The sequence below is a fragment of the Micrococcus sp. PSi08 genome (genome assembly GCF_054960655.1).
The window spans coordinates 77,228-95,509 of record NZ_JBHNYP010000009.1 but is presented as its reverse complement, the minus strand read 5'-3'; the positions used below and the strand labels follow the sequence as shown (position 1 = coordinate 95,509).

The 18,282-nt window shown below is 74.5% G+C and carries 21 protein-coding genes and 1 pseudogene; 14 read left to right on the top strand and 8 right to left on the bottom strand.

Going from position 1 to position 18,282, the window contains the following annotated elements:
• Positions 1–353 (top strand): annotated as a pseudogene (locus ACFI33_RS04690) (hypothetical protein); the annotation flags it as partial.
• 12 nt (positions 354–365) lie between these two features.
• On the opposite strand, the gene ACFI33_RS04685 reads toward ACFI33_RS04690, so the two are convergent.
• On the bottom strand, positions 366–689 hold the full coding sequence (locus ACFI33_RS04685; RefSeq protein WP_036339857.1) for a hypothetical protein: 324 nt from the start codon (positions 687–689) through the stop codon (positions 366–368).
• A gap of 125 nt (positions 690–814) precedes the next feature.
• Between ACFI33_RS04685 and ACFI33_RS04680 the strand changes: the two genes are divergently transcribed.
• The 8 genes from ACFI33_RS04680 (at position 815) to ACFI33_RS04645 (ending at position 8,543) form a co-directional block, all read left to right on the top strand.
• Positions 815–1,942, top strand: coding sequence for an NADH:flavin oxidoreductase/NADH oxidase (locus tag ACFI33_RS04680; RefSeq protein ID WP_036339859.1), 1,128 nt, complete (start codon positions 815–817; stop codon positions 1,940–1,942).
• A gap of 56 nt (positions 1,943–1,998) precedes the next feature.
• Positions 1,999–2,538, top strand: a complete 540-nt coding sequence (locus ACFI33_RS04675) for an NUDIX hydrolase family protein (protein WP_036316089.1) — start codon at positions 1,999–2,001, stop codon at positions 2,536–2,538.
• Between the two features lie 2 nt (positions 2,539–2,540).
• Positions 2,541–3,440 carry a DUF6707 family protein gene (locus ACFI33_RS04670; protein WP_225941407.1) on the top strand — a complete coding sequence of 300 codons (900 nt, stop codon included), beginning with the start codon at positions 2,541–2,543 and terminating at the stop codon, positions 3,438–3,440.
• Positions 3,441–3,557: 117 nt separating this feature from the next.
• A complete protein-coding gene (locus ACFI33_RS04665; protein ID WP_206501146.1) occupies positions 3,558–4,130 on the top strand; it encodes a GNAT family N-acetyltransferase in 573 nt (190 codons plus the stop codon).
• A 74-nt stretch (positions 4,131–4,204) separates the two neighbouring features.
• Positions 4,205–4,999 (top strand): glutamine amidotransferase, encoded by a 795-nt coding sequence (locus ACFI33_RS04660; protein ID WP_100059247.1) that lies wholly within the window; start codon positions 4,205–4,207, stop codon positions 4,997–4,999.
• Positions 5,000–5,030: 31 nt separating this feature from the next.
• Positions 5,031–5,990, top strand: a complete 960-nt coding sequence (locus tag ACFI33_RS04655; protein WP_152744311.1) for an ornithine cyclodeaminase family protein — start codon at positions 5,031–5,033, stop codon at positions 5,988–5,990.
• A gap of 41 nt (positions 5,991–6,031) precedes the next feature.
• Positions 6,032–7,375: a tRNA guanosine(34) transglycosylase Tgt gene (gene tgt, locus ACFI33_RS04650; RefSeq protein WP_127435580.1), complete on the top strand. Its 1,344-nt coding sequence runs from the start codon at positions 6,032–6,034 to the stop codon at positions 7,373–7,375.
• A gap of 226 nt (positions 7,376–7,601) precedes the next feature.
• Complete coding sequence (locus ACFI33_RS04645; protein ID WP_036341124.1) at positions 7,602–8,543, top strand: endonuclease domain-containing protein; 942 nt, start codon at positions 7,602–7,604, stop codon at positions 8,541–8,543.
• Between the two features lie 97 nt (positions 8,544–8,640).
• Here the strand turns inward: ACFI33_RS04645 and ACFI33_RS04640 are convergent, their stop codons facing one another.
• Positions 8,641–9,855 carry an acyl-CoA dehydrogenase family protein gene (locus ACFI33_RS04640; protein ID WP_036341128.1) on the bottom strand — a complete coding sequence of 405 codons (1,215 nt, stop codon included), beginning with the start codon at positions 9,853–9,855 and terminating at the stop codon, positions 8,641–8,643.
• A gap of 126 nt (positions 9,856–9,981) precedes the next feature.
• On the opposite strand from ACFI33_RS04640, the gene ACFI33_RS04635 reads away from it, so the two are divergent.
• A complete protein-coding gene (locus tag ACFI33_RS04635; RefSeq protein ID WP_036341145.1) occupies positions 9,982–10,587 on the top strand; it encodes a TetR/AcrR family transcriptional regulator in 606 nt (201 codons plus the stop codon).
• 10 nt (positions 10,588–10,597) lie between these two features.
• Here the strand turns inward: ACFI33_RS04635 and ACFI33_RS04630 are convergent, their stop codons facing one another.
• The 3 genes from ACFI33_RS04630 to ACFI33_RS04620 form a co-directional block, all read right to left on the bottom strand.
• Complete coding sequence (locus ACFI33_RS04630; RefSeq protein WP_036341130.1) at positions 10,598–11,233, bottom strand: GNAT family N-acetyltransferase; 636 nt, start codon at positions 11,231–11,233, stop codon at positions 10,598–10,600.
• 99 nt (positions 11,234–11,332) lie between these two features.
• Entirely contained in the window at positions 11,333–11,656 is a 324-nt protein-coding gene (locus tag ACFI33_RS04625) for a putative quinol monooxygenase (protein WP_010079505.1), read from the bottom strand.
• Complete coding sequence (locus ACFI33_RS04620) at positions 11,653–12,117, bottom strand: DUF4126 domain-containing protein (protein ID WP_036341133.1); 465 nt, start codon at positions 12,115–12,117, stop codon at positions 11,653–11,655. Before ACFI33_RS04620 ends, ACFI33_RS04625 begins: the two co-directional genes overlap by 4 nt.
• Before the next feature lie 131 nt (positions 12,118–12,248).
• Here ACFI33_RS04620 and ACFI33_RS04615 point away from each other — a divergent pair, with 131 nt between their 5' ends.
• From ACFI33_RS04615 to ACFI33_RS04605, 3 genes are all read left to right on the top strand, one after another.
• The gene (locus ACFI33_RS04615; protein ID WP_036341136.1) at positions 12,249–13,094 is read left to right on the top strand and encodes a hydroxymethylpyrimidine/phosphomethylpyrimidine kinase; all 846 of its coding nucleotides are present in this window, start codon (positions 12,249–12,251) and stop codon (positions 13,092–13,094) included.
• A 56-nt stretch (positions 13,095–13,150) separates the two neighbouring features.
• Entirely contained in the window at positions 13,151–14,206 is a 1,056-nt protein-coding gene (locus tag ACFI33_RS04610) for a hypothetical protein (protein WP_036341139.1), read from the top strand.
• Positions 14,207–14,296: 90 nt separating this feature from the next.
• The gene (locus ACFI33_RS04605) at positions 14,297–14,782 is read left to right on the top strand and encodes a hypothetical protein (RefSeq protein WP_020624818.1); all 486 of its coding nucleotides are present in this window, start codon (positions 14,297–14,299) and stop codon (positions 14,780–14,782) included.
• 250 nt (positions 14,783–15,032) lie between these two features.
• Here the strand turns inward: ACFI33_RS04605 and ACFI33_RS04600 are convergent, their stop codons facing one another.
• Positions 15,033–16,292, bottom strand: a complete 1,260-nt coding sequence (locus tag ACFI33_RS04600) for a sensor histidine kinase (RefSeq protein WP_036341142.1) — start codon at positions 16,290–16,292, stop codon at positions 15,033–15,035.
• A gap of 21 nt (positions 16,293–16,313) precedes the next feature.
• On the bottom strand, positions 16,314–16,487 hold the full coding sequence (locus ACFI33_RS04595; protein ID WP_002856694.1) for a hypothetical protein: 174 nt from the start codon (positions 16,485–16,487) through the stop codon (positions 16,314–16,316).
• A 151-nt stretch (positions 16,488–16,638) separates the two neighbouring features.
• Between ACFI33_RS04595 and ACFI33_RS04590 the strand changes: the two genes are divergently transcribed.
• A complete protein-coding gene (locus ACFI33_RS04590) occupies positions 16,639–17,322 on the top strand; it encodes a response regulator (protein ID WP_002856693.1) in 684 nt (227 codons plus the stop codon).
• An 11-nt stretch (positions 17,323–17,333) separates the two neighbouring features.
• On the opposite strand, the gene ACFI33_RS04585 is transcribed toward ACFI33_RS04590, so the two are convergent.
• Complete coding sequence (locus ACFI33_RS04585) at positions 17,334–18,167, bottom strand: thermonuclease family protein (protein WP_020624816.1); 834 nt, start codon at positions 18,165–18,167, stop codon at positions 17,334–17,336.
• Between the last annotated feature and the right edge of the window lie 115 nt (positions 18,168–18,282).

Sequence of the window (18,282 nt, the reverse complement as noted above, 5' to 3'; positions counted from 1 at the left end):
GCGCGCCCCCCGCGGGGGCCCCCGCCCTCCACGCCTGGGGTGTGCACGTCGGCTGGTTCCCGACCGAGCTGCTCGCCCTGCTGGTGCTGGTGGCCCTGCTGCTGGCGGCCCTGCGCCTCGTGCTCGGGGGGCGCGGCCGCATGGGTGTGGCCCTGGGCATGGCCTGGACCCTGCTCTGCCTCGCCCTGCCCCGCCTGCTGCCCAGCCCGCTCGGGGCGCAGCAGAGCGTGTGGGTGGGTCTCGCGGCCGCCTTCGGGGCGCTGCTGCTGGTCACCGCCGCGGCCGTGCGCCGCTCCTGGGCCCGCCAGATCGAGCGCGACGCCGCCCGCCGGCCGCACCCGGCCGGCGCCTGAGCCCGGCCCCGTTCAGCGCCCGAGCCCAGCGGGCACCGGGACCCACCGGCCGCCGTCGCGCCGGAGCACGTCCAGCCGGCCCGTCACGGCGACGCCGGACACCGCCTCCGCCATCCGCCGCGCCACCTCGGCGGCCTCGGCGTCCTCGCCGGCCCGGTGCGAGCCGGGCACCGTGAAGCGCAGCACGATCCGCGGGACGCGCGCGACGACCTCGATGTCCTTGGCCGCGAGCACGTGCGTGGCCTGGACGGCGGCCTCGGCCAGGTCCATGACCTCTTCGGGCCGGTGGCCGGGCAGGAGGTCGCCGATCTGCAGGCGGGCGCGGTAGGAGGGCATGGGCCCAGGGTAGGGGTGGACGCAGCAGCGGTGACGACTTCTCTCGTCGCACGGGCCGGCCCGCCCTTCCGCCCGCGGCGGACGCGAGCCCTCCCGTGTCCGGACCCGCTCGTAGGGTGGGGTGCATGACTCAGACCGCCACCCCGCAGACCGACGCCCCCGCCGTGCCCGCGATCTTCGAACCGATCGAGATCAACGGCGTGCGCGTGCGCAACCGCCTGATCCTGCCGCCGATGTGCCAGTACTCGTGCGAGGCGCGCGACGGCGTCCCCCACGGCTGGCACTTCCAGCACCTGGGCGCCCGCGCGGCCGGCGGCTTCGGGATCGTGGTGGCCGAGGCCACCGCCGTCACCCCCGAGGGACGCATCTCCGCGTGGGACACCGGCCTGTGGAACGACGAGCAGCGGGACGCGTGGGCGCCGATCGCCGAGTTCATCGCCTCCCAGGGCGCCCTGCCCGCCATCCAGCTCGGCCACGCCGGCGCCAAGGCCTCGACCGTCCCCATGCACCCGGGCGCGCCCGCCGGGCAGCCGATCCTCGAGGGCCCCGACTCCTGGGAGACGCTCTCCCCCTCCGGCGTGGCCACCAACTCCATGGAGATCCGCACCCACGCGATGCGGGTGGACGAGATCCGGGAGACCGTCCAGGCCTTCGCCGACGCCGCCGAGCGCGCCGACCGTGCCGGCTTCGGCGCCGTGCAGCTGCACGCCGCCCACGGCTACCTCATCCACCAGTTCCTCTCGCCGCTGACCAACACCCGGACCGACGAGTACGGCGGGGACTTCGAGGGCCGCACCCGCTTCCTCAAGGAGGTCGTGGCGGCCGTGCGCGAGGTGTGGCCCGCGGACAAGGTCCTCGGCATCCGCATCTCCGGCTCGGACTGGGTCGAGGGCGGCTGGAGCATCGAGGAGACCGTCCGCCTGGCGCAGGAGCTGCAGGGGCAGGTGCACTGGTTCGACCTGTCCTCCGCGGGCATCGGGGACACCTACGAGGGCCCCCAGGGCCCGGGCTATCAGGTGCCGCTGGCCACCGCCGTGAAGGAGGGCACCGAGGGGATCGTGGTGTCCGCCGTCGGTTCGCTGACCGGCGCCGAGGAGGTCGCGGCCGTGGTGGACGAGGACCGCGCCGACGCCGTCTGCGTGGGCCGCGCCGCCCTGGCGAACCCGAACTGGCCGACCGCGGCCGCCCTCGCGCTCGACGTCCCCTCGGAGCAGGTGCCGATGGCCCGGCAGTACTTCCGAGCCAAGTGGTGAGCGGAACACGCGGGACCCGGTGTGCCCCCGGCGCGGAACTCCGGTAGAACAGAACCATGAGCGTGCGCACCCCCGACCCGAATCCGGGCTGGCTGTCCGACGAGGACCTCTACGAGGCCCGGCGCCGGCTGCCCATGGTGTATGTGGAGGCCATCCCGGTGCGGCTGGACTCCCTCGGCTACGTCACCGAGATCGGCCTGCTCTACGTGGCGGACGAGACCGGCACGTTCCAGCGGACGTTCGTCTCCGGACGCGTCCAGTACCGGGAGACCATCCGCGCCGCGCTGATGCGCCACCTGGAGAAGGACCTCGGCCCGCTCGCGTTCCCGCAGCTGCCGCCGTCGGTGGTCCCCTGCACCGTCGCCGAGTACTTCCCGGCGCCGTCCGAGACCGGGCTGACGGACGACCGCCAGCACGCCGTGGCCCTGGTGTACGTGGTGCCGGTGACGGGTGAGTGCCAGCCGCGCCAGAACGCGCTCGAGCTGACCTGGCTCACCCCCGAGGAGGCCCTCGGCGAGGACATCCAGGCCGAGTTCATCGGTGGCCGCGGGGACCTGGTGCGCCAGGCCCTCGCCCACGTGGGATGGGGGCGCTGAGCATGGCACCGGTCGTCGGCGGCTACCTCCGCCATCTGAAGTCCCAGGACGTGCAGCCCGGGGACAGCTTCCTGACCCGCCGCGGCGAGCCCGCCCCGCCCGTGGCCTCGACCCGGGTGATGCGGGACGACTTCGGCACCCCCGCGCTCGTGATCGCCACCCTCGAGGGCGGCCGGGAGGTCAAGATCGCCCACGGCTCCGTGATCCGGGTCCGCACGGACCGCCCGGAGGAGCGCAGGGCCGTCCCGGACACCACCTTCTCCCCCGTGGACGCGGGGTCCCCCGAGGAGCGGATCGTCGCCGTCGGCAAGCGCCACCTCGAGGACACCGAGCTGACCGCCACCGCGGCCCGGCTCTCCCACGGGTTGAACCTGCGCTCCGGCTCCCAGCTGGAGGACGTGTTCGGCATGGCCGAGCGGCTCTACCTGCTGCACGAGGACACCGAGGGCACGCTAGCCACCCTGGGCCTGCTGACGAACCTGCCGTGGGACGGGGCCGTGGGGCGGTGGAAGTCCATCCAGGCCGCGCTGTCCCTGGCGTCGCTGATCCTGCGCGAGGAGGGCGAGCACATCGCCGCCGCCAACCTCGGTCGGCGCCTGCTCGAGGCGGACGAGGTCCCCTCCGAGCCGGGCCGGGCGGCCCGGGTGCTCGAGGTGCGCCAGCGCCAGCTCAACGAGCCGCCGCTCTACGACCGGGAGATCTCCCGCGCCCTGCAGGCCCGCGACGCCGAGGCCGAGTATCAGTGGCGCCGCGCCCGGTTCGACCAGCTGCTGTACCTGCGCGCCCGCGGCGGGTCTGAGACGCTCACTGACGCCGACCTGGATTCCCGGATCGCCCGGGAGCTCGGCACGCTGCGCACCCTCGCCGACGAGCTCGAGGCGAAGGCCGCCACGCGCCGGTGAGGTCCGGCCGCGGGACGGGCGTCGAGGGCCGGCCCCGTCCCCGCTGACACGCCCTCCGGGGTGCGGCTCGTGTGGCACACCTCACTTCCCAGCCCCAGTCGGGGCTGTGCTCCCGGCATGACCGGCCCCGCACCCGCCCAGCTCCGCCCCCTCCGCGCCACGGGCACGCCCGCCGTCCTGGCGGCCTTCCACGCGGGCACCGTCGGCATGGCCGACCCCGCAGAGGTCACCGACGACGCCTCCGCCCGCGCCTACGTCGACGGACTGGTCCAGGCGGAGGGGACGGACGCCGTCGCCGTGGTGGAGCGCGGGACGGACACGCTGATCGGCCTGGTCGCCGTCGTGCGCGACGAGGCGCACGGCACCGGCGCGCTCACCGCCTGGCTGCATCAGGGCTGGCGCGGGGACGCGATCATGTCGCGTGCGGCGACCACCGTGGCGGGCGCCGAACTGGCCGAGGGCGACCTCGAGCGGATCGAACTGGCCCACCGGGCGGACAGCCCGACGGCGGGGGCCGTCGCCCGGGCCGCCGGGCTCCGTCACGAAGGCACGCAGCGCGGCCGCCTCCGCGCGGGCGGGCGGCGGCTCGACGTGCACCTCTACGGCCGGCTGGCCGCGGACCCGCTGCCCGAGGAACGCGTCCGTCCCCTGCCGTGGGCCTCCGACGCCCGCCCCTGGGCCGACCGCTGACCGCGACCCGCCCCCGACGACGCCCCGCGACGCCGTCACGCCCTCCCGGCCCGATGCCCCGCTAGTCTGCCGAGATGACCACCCCGACCGGCGCCGTCCCGAGCCCGCATCCGCGGCCGTTCCTCCTCGTCCAGACGCGCCCCGAAGACGACGCCGCGGCCGCCGAGGTCGAGGCCGTCCAGCGACTGGGCGGCTATCCGGAGGGCCGGCTGCGGGTGCTGCGCCTGGACCGCGTCGTGCAGCGCCCGGACGTGGCCACGCACGGCCTGGACTGGGAGGCGGAGCTCGCGGACGTCGCCGCCGTGATCCTGCCCGGCAGCCCGTTCACGGGCACCGATCCCGAGGAGACCAAGTCCCCCGTGCAGCGCGCCGTGGAGGCGGAGCTGGGCCGGATGCTCGACGTCGTCCGGCGCCGCGACCTGCCGTTCCTCGGCTGCTGCTACGGCGTCGGCACACTGGGCCGGCACGCCGGCGGCGTCGTGGACAACGCGTACGGCGAATCGGCCGCGCCCGTCGAGGTCACGCTCACCGACGAGGGTGCCGCGGATCCGTTGCTGGCCGGGGTCCCGCGCACGTTCGCGGCGTACGTCGGCCACAAGGAGGCGATGAGCGCGCTGCCGCCCGGCGCGGTGCTGCTCGCCGAGGGCGCCGACTGCCCCGTGCAGATGTTCCGGCTCGGCACCCGCCAGTACGCCACCCAGTTCCACCCGGAGCTGGACCAGGCCGGGATCCTCGAGCGCCTTGAGATCTACCGCGAGCACGGGTACTTCGCGCCGGGCGAGTACGAGCCCACGGTGGCGGGGCTGGCCGCCGTCGACCCCGAGCACCCCCGCCGGATCCTGGCGAACTTCCGCACGCTGTTCGGGTGAGCCCGCCCGGCCCACCCCGTAGCGTGGCCGCATGGACACGCACCGCGCCACCGCTTCCCTGCCCTGGATCGACGGCCCCGCCGTGCGCGCCGCCCTGAGCCCGCGCGCCGCCGTCGACGCGCTGGAGGCGGCCCTCGCCGCCGGCCTGGACCCGGAGGCCGACGCCCCCCGCACCCGCGTGTCCACCGCCGCCGGGCAGCTGCTGCAGATGCCCTCGACGCGCGGGAGCGAGGTCGGCACCAAGCTGCTCACCCTCACGCCGGACAACCCGGAGCGCGGACTGCCGGTCATCCAGGGCGTCTACGTGCTGTTCGGCGCCCCGGGCACCCCCGGCCAGGCACCGCGGGCCGTGCTGGACGGCGTCGAGCTGACGGGCCTGCGCACCTCCGCGGTGTCCGCGCTCGGGGTGCGGCTGCTCGCGGACGCCTCGCCCCGGCACCTGGTCGTGTTCGGCACGGGCGTGCAGGCGTGGGAGCACGCGCTCACCTTCCAGGACGTGTTCGGGCTGGAGTGGGTGTCCGTGGTGGGCCGCGACGCCGACCGGGCCGCCGCCCTGGCCGCGCGCATCGAAGCGGAGCTGGGCGTGACCGCGAGCGCCGCGGGCCCGGAGGCCGTGGCGGAGGCGGACGTCGTGGTGACGTGCACGGCCGCGACGGCCCCGCTGTTCGACGGGACGCTCGTGCCGGAGCACGCGACGGTCGTGGCGATGGGCTCGCACACCACGGACGCCCGCGAGACCGACGACGCCCTGGCCCGCCGCGCGACCGTGGCGGTGGAGTCGCGGGACTCGGCCGCCCGCGAGGCCGGGGACGTGACCCTCGCGATCGACTCCGGCGCGCTGGCCGGGATCGAGGACACGGTGACGCTGGCCGAGCTCGTGGCCGGGACCGCGCGTCGTCGGGAGGGCGCGCCCGCCCTGTTCGTCACCACGGGCATGCCCTGGCAGGACCTGGTGGTGGCGAGCGCGGTGGCGCGGGAGGTGCTGGGCTGAGCCGGGGCGGCCTGCGGTGCCTGCGCACTACCCTGGGTCCCATGCCTGAGACCCCCGCCGCCCCGACGCCGCAGCCCGCCTCCGGTGCCCCCGCGCATCCCTCGCAGTTCGGCTTCGAGGTGACGCACCGGCTGGAGACCGGCGGTGCGGACGGCGCCCCGCTCGGGCGCACCGGTGTGATCACCACGCCGCACGGGCGGATCCAGACGCCGGCGTTCATCCCCGTCGCGACGCAGGCCTCGGTGAAGGCGGTGCTGCCCGAGTCCATGGCGGAGCTCGGCGCGCAGGCGCTGCTGGCCAACGCGTATCACCTGTACCTGCAGCCCGGTGACGACCTCCTGGACGAGGCCGGCGGCCTCGGCGCGTTCATGAACTGGCCCGGGCCGACCTTCACGGACTCGGGCGGCTTCCAGGTGATGAGCCTCGGCTCGGGCTTCAAGAAGGTCATCGACATGAAGGGCCCCGGCGCGCCTGAGGGGCAGGGCGCCGACGACGCCGTCGCCCCCGGAAAGGAGCGCCTGGCCAACGTCGACGACGACGGCGTCTGGTTCAAGTCCCACCTCACCGGGGACCGGCACCGGTTCACCCCCGAGGTGTCCGTGGGCATCCAGCACAACCTCGGCGCGGACATCATGTTCGCCTTCGACGAGCTGACCACCCTGCACAACTCCCGCGGCTACCAGGAGGAGGCGCTCGAGCGCACCCGCCGCTGGGCCCAGCGCTGCCTCGACGAGCACGCCCGCCTCACCGGGGTCCGCGCGGCGCGGCCGTACCAGGCGCTGTTCGGCGTGATCCAGGGCGCCCAGTACGAGGACCTGCGCCGCAAGGCCTGCCGCGACCTCGCGGCGATGCGGGCCGAGTTCCCGGCCGCGGGGGAGCTCGACGGCGTGACGTCCGGCTTCGACGGCTACGGCGTCGGCGGGGCCCTGGAGAAGGAGAACCTCGGGACCATCGTGGGCTGGTGCGCGCAGGAGCTGCCCGAGGACAAGCCGCGCCACCTGCTGGGCATCTCCGAACCCGACGACCTGTTCACCGCCGTCGAGAACGGCGCCGACACCTTCGACTGCGTCTCCCCCACCCGGGTGGCCCGCACCGGTGCGTTCTACACCCGCGACGGGCGCTACAACCTGCCCGGGGTGAAGTACCGCCGCGACTTCGGCCCGCTGGACCCCGAGTGCGACTGCTACACGTGCGCCCACTACTCCCGCGCGTACCTGCGGCACCTGTTCAAGGCGAAGGAGATGGTGGCGCACACGCTCCTCTCCATCCACAACGAGCGGTTCACGGTCTCGCTCGTGGACCGGATCCGCGCGGCCATGCAGGACGGCACGCTCGCCGAGCTCAAGGCCGAGACCCTCGGCCGGTACTACGCCCCGAAGGGCTGAGGGGTGCTGGGTCCGCCGGCACGCTGCGACGGGCGCGAGCCAGACGTTTCTGCTGTTCTGAGGGGGCTGTCTCGACCGATTCGTCTGGCTCAGCGCCGCTCGGACGCGTGGGGGACGTGAGCCAGACGATTCGGCGGCTCCTGCACAGGGCCGCGGGCGCAGCTCACCCTCCACGGCCCTCGCGGTCGCGGCACCGTGTCCGCCCATGGAAGGAGAGGGTGGCGGCATGGTCGCCCCTCCTCCGCACGACGACGCCGTCCTCAGCCCCGTCTTCCCGGTCGCCGCGGGGCTGCAGGCCGGCCTGACGGCCTCGCAGCTGCGCGGCCCCCGGTTCGACGCCCCGCACCACGGGCTGCGGCACACCGCCGGGGGTCAGCCCTCACTGGCCGACGTCGTCCGCGCCCTCCAGCGGACGAACCCCGGCACCGCGGCCACCCACGCCACCGCCGCTCGCCTCTGGGAGATGTGGCTGCCGCGGCAGTGGGAGCGCGGCCCCATCCATCTGGCGCGCACGCGGGCCGAGGGCGGGGCGCCGCGCCGCAGCGGCGTCGTCGGGCATGAGCTGCACCCGCAGGACCCCGTGCTGGTGCGTGCCGGGGTGCGGATCACGACGCCGGCCGCCACCTGGGCGGCGCTGGCGCAGCTGGGTCTGCCGTTGGCCGACGTCGTCGCCGCCGGGGACAGCCTGCTGCAACGGGCTGACGGCCCGGCGGGCCGGCGTCGTCCCGGCGAGCATCCGCGGTGCACCGTGCGTGATCTGGAGGCGGAGGTGCTGCGGGTGCGAGGGAGGCGAGGGACGCGGACCCTGCGAGCGGCCCTGCCGCTGCTCAGGAACGGCGCGGATTCGAGGGCCGAGACGCTCCTCCGACTGGCGCTGGCCGACGCGGGTGTGCCGGAGCCGGAGGTGAATCCGCTGCTGCTGCTGAGCGACGGGTCCACCGTCCGGCCGGACCTGGTGTGGCGCGAGGCCCACGTCTGCGTGCAGTACGAGGGCGATCATCACCGGACGGACCCGCAGCAGTGGCGCCGTGACATCGAGCGCGACCGCCGGATGCAGGCCGAGGGGTGGATCGTGCTGCGCGTGACCGCCAGCGTCTTCACTCGGCGCGGCCTCACCGCCCTGCTGCGCGACCTCGCCGCCCACCTGCGGCTCCCTCTGCCTGCGTGAGCCAGACGATTCGGCCGCCGAGCCAGACGAATCGGCGGCAGGGGGGCGTGCGTACCAGCAGAAATCTCTGGCTCACGCCGCCCCCGCTCGCGTCATCTCACACGAACGCGCCGACCCCCGTGATCTCGCGGCCGATGATCAGCCCCTGCACGGTCTCGGTGCCCTCGTAGGTGTGGATCGCCTCGATGTCCGCGAAGTGGCGAGCCACCTCGTTCTGGATGAGGATGCCGTTGCCACCGAGCAGGTCGCGCGCGTTCGCGGCGATGGACCGCGCGGCGCGCGTCGCCGAGTACTTGGCCATGGACGCCATCGGCCCGGTGAGCCGGCCCTCGTCCTCGAGCCGGGTCGCACGCAGCACGAGCAGCTGCACCTGGGTGAGCTGGGAGAGCATCTCGGCCAGGCGGGTCTGCACGCTCTGGGCGGCGGCCAGCGGCCGGCCGAACTGGATGCGCTGCCCCGCGTACTGCACCGCCGCCTCGTAGCAGCCCACGGCCTTCCCGAGGGCGGACCACGCGACGCCCACGCGCGTGGCGAAGAGGACGCGGGAGGTGTCCTTGAAGGAGCGGGCCTCGGGCAGGACGTCGGCGTCGGGCACGAAGACGCCGTCGAGGGTGATGTGGGCCTGGTCGATGGCCCGCAGCGCGACCTTGCCCTTGATGACCTCGGCCGTGTAGCCCTCGGACTCCTGGCGCACGATGAACCCGCGGACCTTCTCGTCCTCGGCGCTGCGCGCCCACACCACGGTCACGCCGCCGGCGGCCCCGTTGCCGATCCACTTCTTGTGCCCGTGCAGCCGCCAGCCGCCGTCGACGCGCTCGGCGCGGGTCTCCAGCGAGACGGAGTCGGAGCCGTGGGTCGGCTCCGTGAGCGCGAAGGCGCCGTAGAGCTCGCCGCGCGCCATGGCCGGCAGGTGCTCGGCACGCTGCTCCTCGCTGCCGCACAGCTGGATCGAGCGCATGGCCAGACCGCCCTGCACGCCCGTCATCGTGGCGATCGAGCCGTCCAGGCGCGAGAGCTCCATCATGGCCAGGCCCGCTGCAACGCGGGAGACGTCGGGCAGCCCGTCCACGGGGACGCCGTCGCGCAGCAGGTCGGCCTGCCCCAGGCGGGCCACGAGGTCCAGCGGGTACTCGTGGCGGTCCCACGCCTCCCGGATCCGGGGCAGCACGTCCGGCTCGAGCGCGAAGGCGCGGGCCCGACGCCACACATCCTTCTCGGCGTCGGAGACGTCCGCGAGCGCGAGGTAGAAGTCGGTGTCCAGCGGCGTGGCGACGTCGTACTCGGGCTCGACGGTGGGCAGGGTCTCGGTCATGGTGGCCTCCCGGGCGGGGTCGGAGAGATGGGTGTGTCCGCCATCACCCTACACCAACTGACACGCCATCTCACAGAATCAGACGCAGTCTCACCTCCTCTCCGCGCCCGTGGCACCATGGCCCGCATGACGACGCCCGCCGAGGACACCCTCACCGCCCTGATCCACCTGCTGGACCGCGAGGGCTACGACGCCGTCACGGCCGACCAGCTCGCCCGCCAGGCCGGCATGAGCCGGGCCAGCTTCTTCCGCCACCTCGGCGGGAAGGAGGAGGTGGTCTTCGCCGACCACGCGGCGCTGCTCGCCCGCCTGGACGACTTCCTGCGCGGCACCTCCCTCGGCGTGCGGGAGGCCCTGGAGGAGGCGGTCCTCCAGGTCTTCCGGCATCACACCGCCGATCCGGACCGGGCCCGGGCGCGCTCCCGCCTGCTGCGCGGCTCCCAGGCGCTGCGCACGCGCGAGCTGCTCACCTCGCACCGCTACACGGAGCTGTTCTCCGGCTGGCTCGCCACGGCCCTGCCGGACACGCCCGCGCGCGGCGGGGTCGCCGTCGGGCTGGCGGCGGCCGTGGTGGCCGTCCACAACCGCGCCCTGCGGGCGTGGCTCCACGCCCCGGCCGACGACGCCGAGGCCGGCCTGCGCGCGGACCTCGCGGAGGTCATCGCGCGGCTCACGGCCGAGCCGGCCGAGGCCGAACGAACGCTCGCCGCCGTGCGCCGACTCGTGGGCTGACGCCCCGCCCTCAGCGGCCGGCGACCTGCGCGTTCTCCGCCCCGAACGCGGGCGGGTAGCGGAACTCGCCGGCCGGCACCTCGGCCCCGTCCTGGAGCGTGAGGACCTGCAGCGCCTCGGGCTGCCGGGCGAAGGCCGCGTGCACGCCGTGCTCGGAGGCCTGGTGGAAGCCGAACTTCGCGTAGTACTCGGGCCAGCCGTAGACCACCACGACCTCCTCGCCGTCGGCCTGGGCCTTCTGGAGCAGGGCGTTGACGAGCGCGGTGCCGGCGCCCTCGCCCTGGTGCTCGGGCAGGACGCCGTGCGGGGCGAGGGCGATCACCTCGGCGTGGTCGATGTGGGCCCGGACCAGGGTGCCGTAGCCCATCGGGTCCGACTGCAGGTCCGTGCCGGGGATCGCGGCGGTCATGGCCACGAGGGAGTACTGGGGCAGCCAGCCCTCCGCGCCGCCGGCGAGCGCCTCGACGAGGTCGGCCTCGGCCGTGGACGCGAAGGCGAGCTCGGCGATCTGGCGGACGGTGCGGCGGTCGGCCGGATCGTCGTGATCGGCCTCGCGGGTGGACCAGCGGTGGCCGAGATCCTGGCCGGCAGGGACGTGGGCGGCGCGGTGGCCGGGGGTCTGGGTGCTGTTCTGCTCGCCGCTCATGCGCTCACCGTAGCCAGGGTGTGACCCCGGATACAGAGACGGCGCCCTGCGTCACGCTCGTGACGCGGGCGCCGTCGCCTCCTCTGGCCGGGGGCGGGCTCAGTCGATCTGCAGCTCGCCCATCGGGCCGAAACCCTCCGCACCGACCTGCTCGGAGATGATCTGGGGCGTGCTCGCCAGCAGCGGGCGCATCGCGTCCAGGCCCTCCTGGAAGTGCGGGGACGCGACGTGGGCCTGCGCACCCTCGTCCGTGAACCCCTCGAGCAGGAAGTACTCGTTCGGGCCGCCCTCCACCGGGCGGTACCACTCGAAGAACAGGTTGCCGGGCTCAGAGCGCACGTCCGCGGTGTACTTCGCGACGGCGTCCATCCACTCGTCGGCACGCTCGGGCTGGACGGTGAACTTCAGGTTGATGAGGATCATGCCGTCCATTCTGGCCCACCCGGGACGGCCGCGGCACGGCCTCGCGTCCGCCGGTCGCGGAACCGCCGGGCCAGCAGCCACAGGCCCACGACGACGGCGACCACCAGCACGGCGACCAGCACCGGCAGGAACAGCGCGGCCGCGACGAGGCCGGCCGCCGAGACGTCCTCGGCCGCCGAGAGCACGGGCGCGGCGGCCCCCACCGTGACCGTGTCGGCTCCCACGACCGTCTGGACGACGTCGTTGACCGCGTCCACCCCGGGGATCTTGTCCGCGACGAGCTCGAGCGCGAGCAGGACGCCGAGGATCCAGAGGGAGGCGTCGGCGGCGAGCCACGTCCAGCCCGCGGGCAGGTCGACGAGCCCCGTGAACCGGTCCAGCAGACCCAGGGCGAGCAGGGGGATGTAGGCGTTGAGCCCGGCCGAGGTGGCCAGGCCCGTGCCGGTGAGGAACTCGAGCACGTCCGTCCCCGTCCTTCGCGGGTCGCTCGGGGCGCCCGGGCGGACGCTCCGGGTCCGAGGACCCTCGTTCCCCGGTGAACACCGCCGGCCGTCGGGCGCTTCCCGTCCGGGGTCGGTCCTACCATGGGCGCATGCCCCAGACCGCTCACTCCCCCCAGCACTCCGCCTCCGCCCCCGCGCTCGCCCTGACCATCGCCGGGTCCGAGGCCACCGGCGGCGCCGGCGCCCAGGCCGACCTCAAGACGTTCCAGGAACTCGGCGTCTTCGGCATCGTGGCGCTGACCTGCATCGTCTCCTTCGACCCGGAGGACGACTGGAACCACCGCTTCTTCCCCGTGCCCACCGAGATCCTCCAGCAGCAGCTCGACGCCATCCAGGGTGACTACCCGGAGCGGCTGCGCACCGTGAAGCTGGGCATGCAGGGCTCCCCGGAGGTCATCCGCACCTCGGCCGCGGCCCTGCGCCGCGCCGAGTGGGACCACGTGGTCCTGGACCCCGTGCTCATCTGCAAGGGCCAGGAGCCGGGCCACGCCCTGGACACGGACCAGGCGCTCAAGGCCGAGCTGCTGCCGCTGGCCACGTTCACCACCCCGAACCACTTCGAGACGGAGCAGCTCTCCGGCATGACCGTGCGCTCGGTCGAGGACCTGACGGCGGCCGCTCGGCGCATCCACGAGATCTCCGGCGCGGCCGTCCTGGCCAAGGGCGGGATGCACCTGCCCGGCCCGGACGCCGTGGACGTGTTCGTGGACGGGGACACCGTGGAGGTGCTCTCCGCCCCGAAGATCGGCCAGTCCGGCGTCTCTGGTGCGGGCTGCTCGCTCGCCGCGGCCGTCACCGCCGAGTTGGCCAAGGGTGCCACCACGCTCGAGGCCGCGCGCCGCGCCAAGGAGTTCGTGGGAGCCGGCATCGCGCAGGCGGTGGAGGGCCGCACGCCGTTCGCCGCCCTGTGGCAGGGCGGCCTGCGCTCCGCGTGAGCGCGCACGTGGGCCGCTGACTCGTCCTGAGCCGGGCGGTGCGCCACACTGGGGGCATGAAGCTCCCCTCCCCCGCCCCTTCCGTCCCCGGCGAGGTCCACCACTCGGCGTCGTCCGTTCCCGTCGACGACGCGGAGGCCGTCTTCCCCGCGTTGCGCCAGCGCGCCCTCGCCCCGGGCGGCCGGCTCTACGGGCTGGCGGCGGCGGCCGCGGTCGGCGGGCTCACCCTGCTGGATCCGCACGCCCGCCGAGGGCGCGAGCGTCGGGCCCTCGCAGAGCTCGAGGCCGCCGTCAGCGGCACGTTCCTCGCGGCCGAGACCGCCGGCGCCCTCCACACCGCCGCGATCGCCGAGGGCGAGGTGGCCCCCTCCCCCGCCGCACGTGCCCTGCGCGGGCTCGGCGGACTGGCCGTCGGCGGCGCGGTCGCGGCGGTCGCGCTGCGTGCCACCGGCCTGAACGACCGGATCGACGGCGCCGTGGTGCGCGGGCTCCAGCGGGTCGGCGTCCCCGCCCCGCGCGTCGCGCTGGCCGCAGCGGCCTCCCTGGCGATGCTGCTGGCCAACGAGGACGCCCGCCGGACCCGCCGCGACGCCGTCGAACTCGCCGTCACCGGCCCCGCCGGCCTGGACGAGGACACGGTCGACGAGGTCGAGCCCGAGGCCACCGCCGAGCTGCCGGTGGAGGTGCGCGTGCTGCTCGAGACCCTGCTCGACCCGGCGCTGGCCGAGGGCCGGGACCTGCCCGGGGCTGAGGCGCTGCGCTCCCAGCTGCCGCACGCGCGCACCGTCACCTCGGTGGCCGAGGCCATCCGTGAAGCCGGCGAGGTCCCGGACTGGGTGCCGCTCGTCGTCGAGACCGACGACGACATCCGTCGCGCGGTGCCGAACGACTGCGTCTGGCCTGTCCGCGGCCGCTTCGCCTCCGGCTCCGCGGGAGGACACGAGCTCGAGCTGCGCCTGCAGGTGATCGACGGGGAGATCGGCGCCCTGACGGTGACCCTGCCCGCGGACGCCGAGGCGGACAGCGACGCCTGGGACGCGTTCCAGGAGATCGAGTCCTTCCCCGGCGTCGAAGACCTGACCTTCCACGTGGACGGCGACCGGCGCGCCTGACCGGGAATTCTCCCGGGGCCCGTCCAGCCCGGCCCACTACAGTGGGGACCCGCCCGACGTCGTCGATCCCCCTCCCGGAGAGTTCCCGCCATGACCACCCCCGCCCCGGTCGCGTCCGCCGCCCGTGCCCGTCGCCGCGCGGCCCGTTCCGGCCCCCGCCCGCAGCTGCGCATGGGACTGAACGGGTTCCTCGTGGCCTGGCTGCTGCCCAACCTCGTGATGGCCGCCGTGGTGGCGATCCTGGCCGTGGTCCCGGGCCTGCAGGCCTTCGGCAGCTTGACACCGCTGCTGACGGTGGTCGGGGTCGCCGGGCTGGTGGTGGGGCTGCCGCTGTGCCTGCTCGTGAACTGGGCGTTCCGGCACGTGCTCAACCAGTGGGTCCACGTGCTGGCGTACGCGCTGATCGGCATGCTCTACGGCCTGGTGGTGCTCACGCAGGGCGCGGCGGGCATCCTGCCGATGCTCATCCCGGTGATCGGCTTCCCGGCCGCCGTGCTCATGGCCCTGGGCCGGACGGCGGCCCGTCCCCTCGTCCGCACGGTCACCCCGGAGCCGTCGCCCGCCGAGCCGGCCTGAGCACGCCCGACAACGAGAAAGGACGATGGCCGGATGGCCATCGTCCTTCTCGGAACCGCGTCCGGGGCCCGCATCCCCTCAGGCATGTATCCCGGCTCGTGATTCGCACTGTGCACCGTCTCAATGGGGCATGACCCACTCTAGGAGGGACGACGGCGCCCCCGACAGTGGCGGAAGGTGCAGACTTTCGGGCCCTGATGTGATGCAGGTCACATGGGTCTGGTCCGCCGCTGCGACGGCGTCGGCCTCGTCAGACGGACCTGGGGAGCACCGCGCGCACCCGCCACCCCCAGCCCCCCGGCCCGGCCTCGATCGTGCCGCCGAAGGTGGCCACGCGATCCCGCATGGAGTTCAGGCCCACACCGGAGGAGTTCCACTGCGGCGGGCCGGACCGCTCGGTGACGGTGTTCTCCACCTCGAGCACCACGTCCGGCCCCGCGTCGCGGAGTTCGATGCACACGCGCGCGCCCTCGCCGGCGTGCTTGGCGACGTTCGTGGTGGCCTCCTGGAGCACCCGGTGCAGGGTGGAGCGCACGGAGATCGGCATCGCGTTCTGGTCGCAGCGGACGTCCGTCTCCACCGTCATTCCGAGACTGCGCAGCTCCTCGGCCAGTTGGGCCACGGACAGCACCGGATCCGCGGACGTCGCCCCGTCCGCGCCCCCCGCGGCGCCCGGCTCACCGCTCGGGTCCACGATCCCGTCCTCCTGGAGGATGGAGAGCATGCGCCGCAGGTCCCGCAGCGCGTCCTTCGCGGAGTCCCCCACCACGTCCAGCACGCCCTGAGCCGCCTCCGGGGCGCCGAGGTAGCGTGCCGTCCGAGCCTGCATCGAGATGATCGTGAGGTTGTGCGCGACCACGTCGTGCAGGTCGCGGGCCAGGGAGCGACGCTCGGCCTCGGCGGCCAGCCGGGCCCGCTCCTCCGCCTCGAACACCCGGCGGCGATCCCGCTCCCGCCGGGTCAGGCTCTCGCGGATGAAGAGCCCGCCGCCGAGGCCCATGGACATGAGCAGCAGGATGAACCACGTCGCGTTCGACTGACCCACCGCGAACGGCTGGGCGACGCCCCAGGTCAGTGCCAGGACGGCGGCCGTGACGACGAACCCCCAGGAACGGGCGGTCGCCGCGACGGCCCCGAGGACCACGGGCGCGACGACGGCGAAGAGCACCTCGGAACCGCCGACGACGGTCGCGACGGCCCCGGGCAGGAGCAGGGCGAAGCCCACCGTGCTGCGCCACCACTGGGCGAGGAAGGCGCTGGTCGCCGACGCGATGGCGATCCCGTCCAGGACCGGGATGGCGCCGTGGCCCGGGCCGAACAGACCGATGTCGGACGCGGTCGAGGCGAGCAGGAACGCCGACCCGAAGGCGAGATAGACGCGGCTCAGCGGCGCCGCGGCCCAGAACGCGCGCCACCGCAGGCTGCGCGCCTGACGCCACGCCGAAGAGCGGCGCGCCCGGGAGGGCGCGCCGCTCCGGACGGAGGGGGTCGATGGGCTCGAATCAGGCATCGGGGGCGGACCGCCCCGGGGTCAGTCGCACCAGATGCCGAAGTGGCGGCACGTCCACTCCGCAGTGCCTTTGCCGAGGCCCAGGGTCGTGACGACGTCGTCCTCGGCCGAGGCCGCCGAGGCGGCGGCGGCCGGAGCGCCGACGAGGGTGGAGGCGAGCAGGAGAGCGGAAGCGAGGAGAGCGCGAGTCTTCATGGCCCCAGTATGTATGACGCCCGTCACAAATGGTGCACGCCGCGCACAGGCCGCGCCGCGGCATGGCGCAGATGACGGCCGGCGGGCACCCCGGCCTCGCCCCGACGCCGACAAGGTGGCATGCGCCACAGCACCGGTTACGCTGACGTGCGTGTCCGAAGAGCTGCGCATCCTGATCGCCGACGACCAGCCGCTCATGAGCGGCGCGCTCCGCGTGCTCGTCGACTCTGCCCCCGGCATGACCTGCGTGGGTGTGGTCGCCAACGGCGTCGAAGCCGTGGAGGCGTGCGCCGCCATCGAGCCGGACGTGGTCCTGATGGACATGCAGATGCCCCTGATGGACGGGGTGGAGGCCACACGCCGGATCAAGGACACCCACCCCGCGATCCGGGTCCTGGCGATCACCACGTTCACGTCCGAGGACTACCTCGTGCCGGCCCTGCGCGCCGGAGCGGGCGGCTACCTCCTCAAGGACGCGGAGCCGCCGGCCATCCTGGGCGCCATTCAGGCCGTCCATCGCGGCGAGTCCGTGCTCTCCCCCGCCGTGGCGACCAAGCTGCTCGCCTCGATCGAGCGGGACCGGCCGACGGTGGGCCCCACCTCGGTGCAGCCCGGCAGCCCCGACGGCTCCGACCTCACCGAGCGGGAGCTGGGCGTGCTGCGGCTGCTGGCCAGGGGTCAGTCGAACCCGGAGATCGCCGCGAACCTCTTCGTCTCCGAGTCCACGGTCAAGGCCAACCTCACGCGGATCATGGCCAAGCTGGAGGTCCGCGACCGCGTCCAGCTGATCATCCGGGCGGCCCAGCTCGGGCTCGTCACCCTCGCCCTGGACTGAGCGCGGCGGGGTCAGCCGCGGGCCGCGATCTCGTTGCGCCGCGTGTTGAGGTCCTTCAGGACTTGCATCCCGTGCTCCACCACCGGGTCCGCCTCGGCCAGGAGCGACTCCTTGGCCGGCCCGTAGGCGAGGTCGGCGAACGTGCCGTTCTCCGGGTCGAGGGCCCGGATCTCCTGCTGCACCAGGCGCACCTGGTCCAGGCCGGCCGCGTACTCCACCGCTCGCTCGTCGATCTTCGTCAGGGACGCCTCCGCGTCCTCCGGGATCTGCTCCAGGGCGAACTGGGCCTCGTAGAGCCGGTTCTGGTACGTGCAGGGCTCCTCGATGTCGTAGAGCCCCACGCCGCGACCCACGGCCTCCTGATTGGCCTGGGCGATCTCCTCCGCCAGGCGCTTGCCGACGGCGACCTCCGTGGGGGCGGCCATGCCGGCCTCCGCCATGGCCACGTTGACGGTGCCGCCGCCGATCGAGATGACCGCGCTCTCCATCCCCTCGGGCGCGCCCTCGTCCGAGGTGGTCATGCTCGCGGTCGCCCCCTGCGGGAGCCGATCACGCAGCCAGGAGTAGGACTCCTCCCCCATGCAGAGGTTGGGGCCGACCTTGAGGCCCTCCGGGTTGCGGCCCGCGCTCGTGACGCCGGCGAGGACCACGGTCCGCTCGGTGCCGCCTTGGTTCACCACCACGGTGTTGCCGTCCAGCACGGTGACGATGTCCACGCGGGCGGCGTCGGCGGCCACGCCGCGGAGGACGGTGACGATGCCCAGCAGGAGCAGGACGGCGGCGACGGCGAGGAAGACCAGCAGCCCCTTCAGGGGGACCCGGGCACGGGCGGCGACGTGAGTCATGCGGACTTCCTGCAGGTGGACGGCGGGACGGGGGGCCGCGACGACGGCCCGGAGCCCGAGTCTAGCGAAGGGCCCCGGGACCGCCGAGCGGCGGGCCGAGGGACGGCTGCGTCGG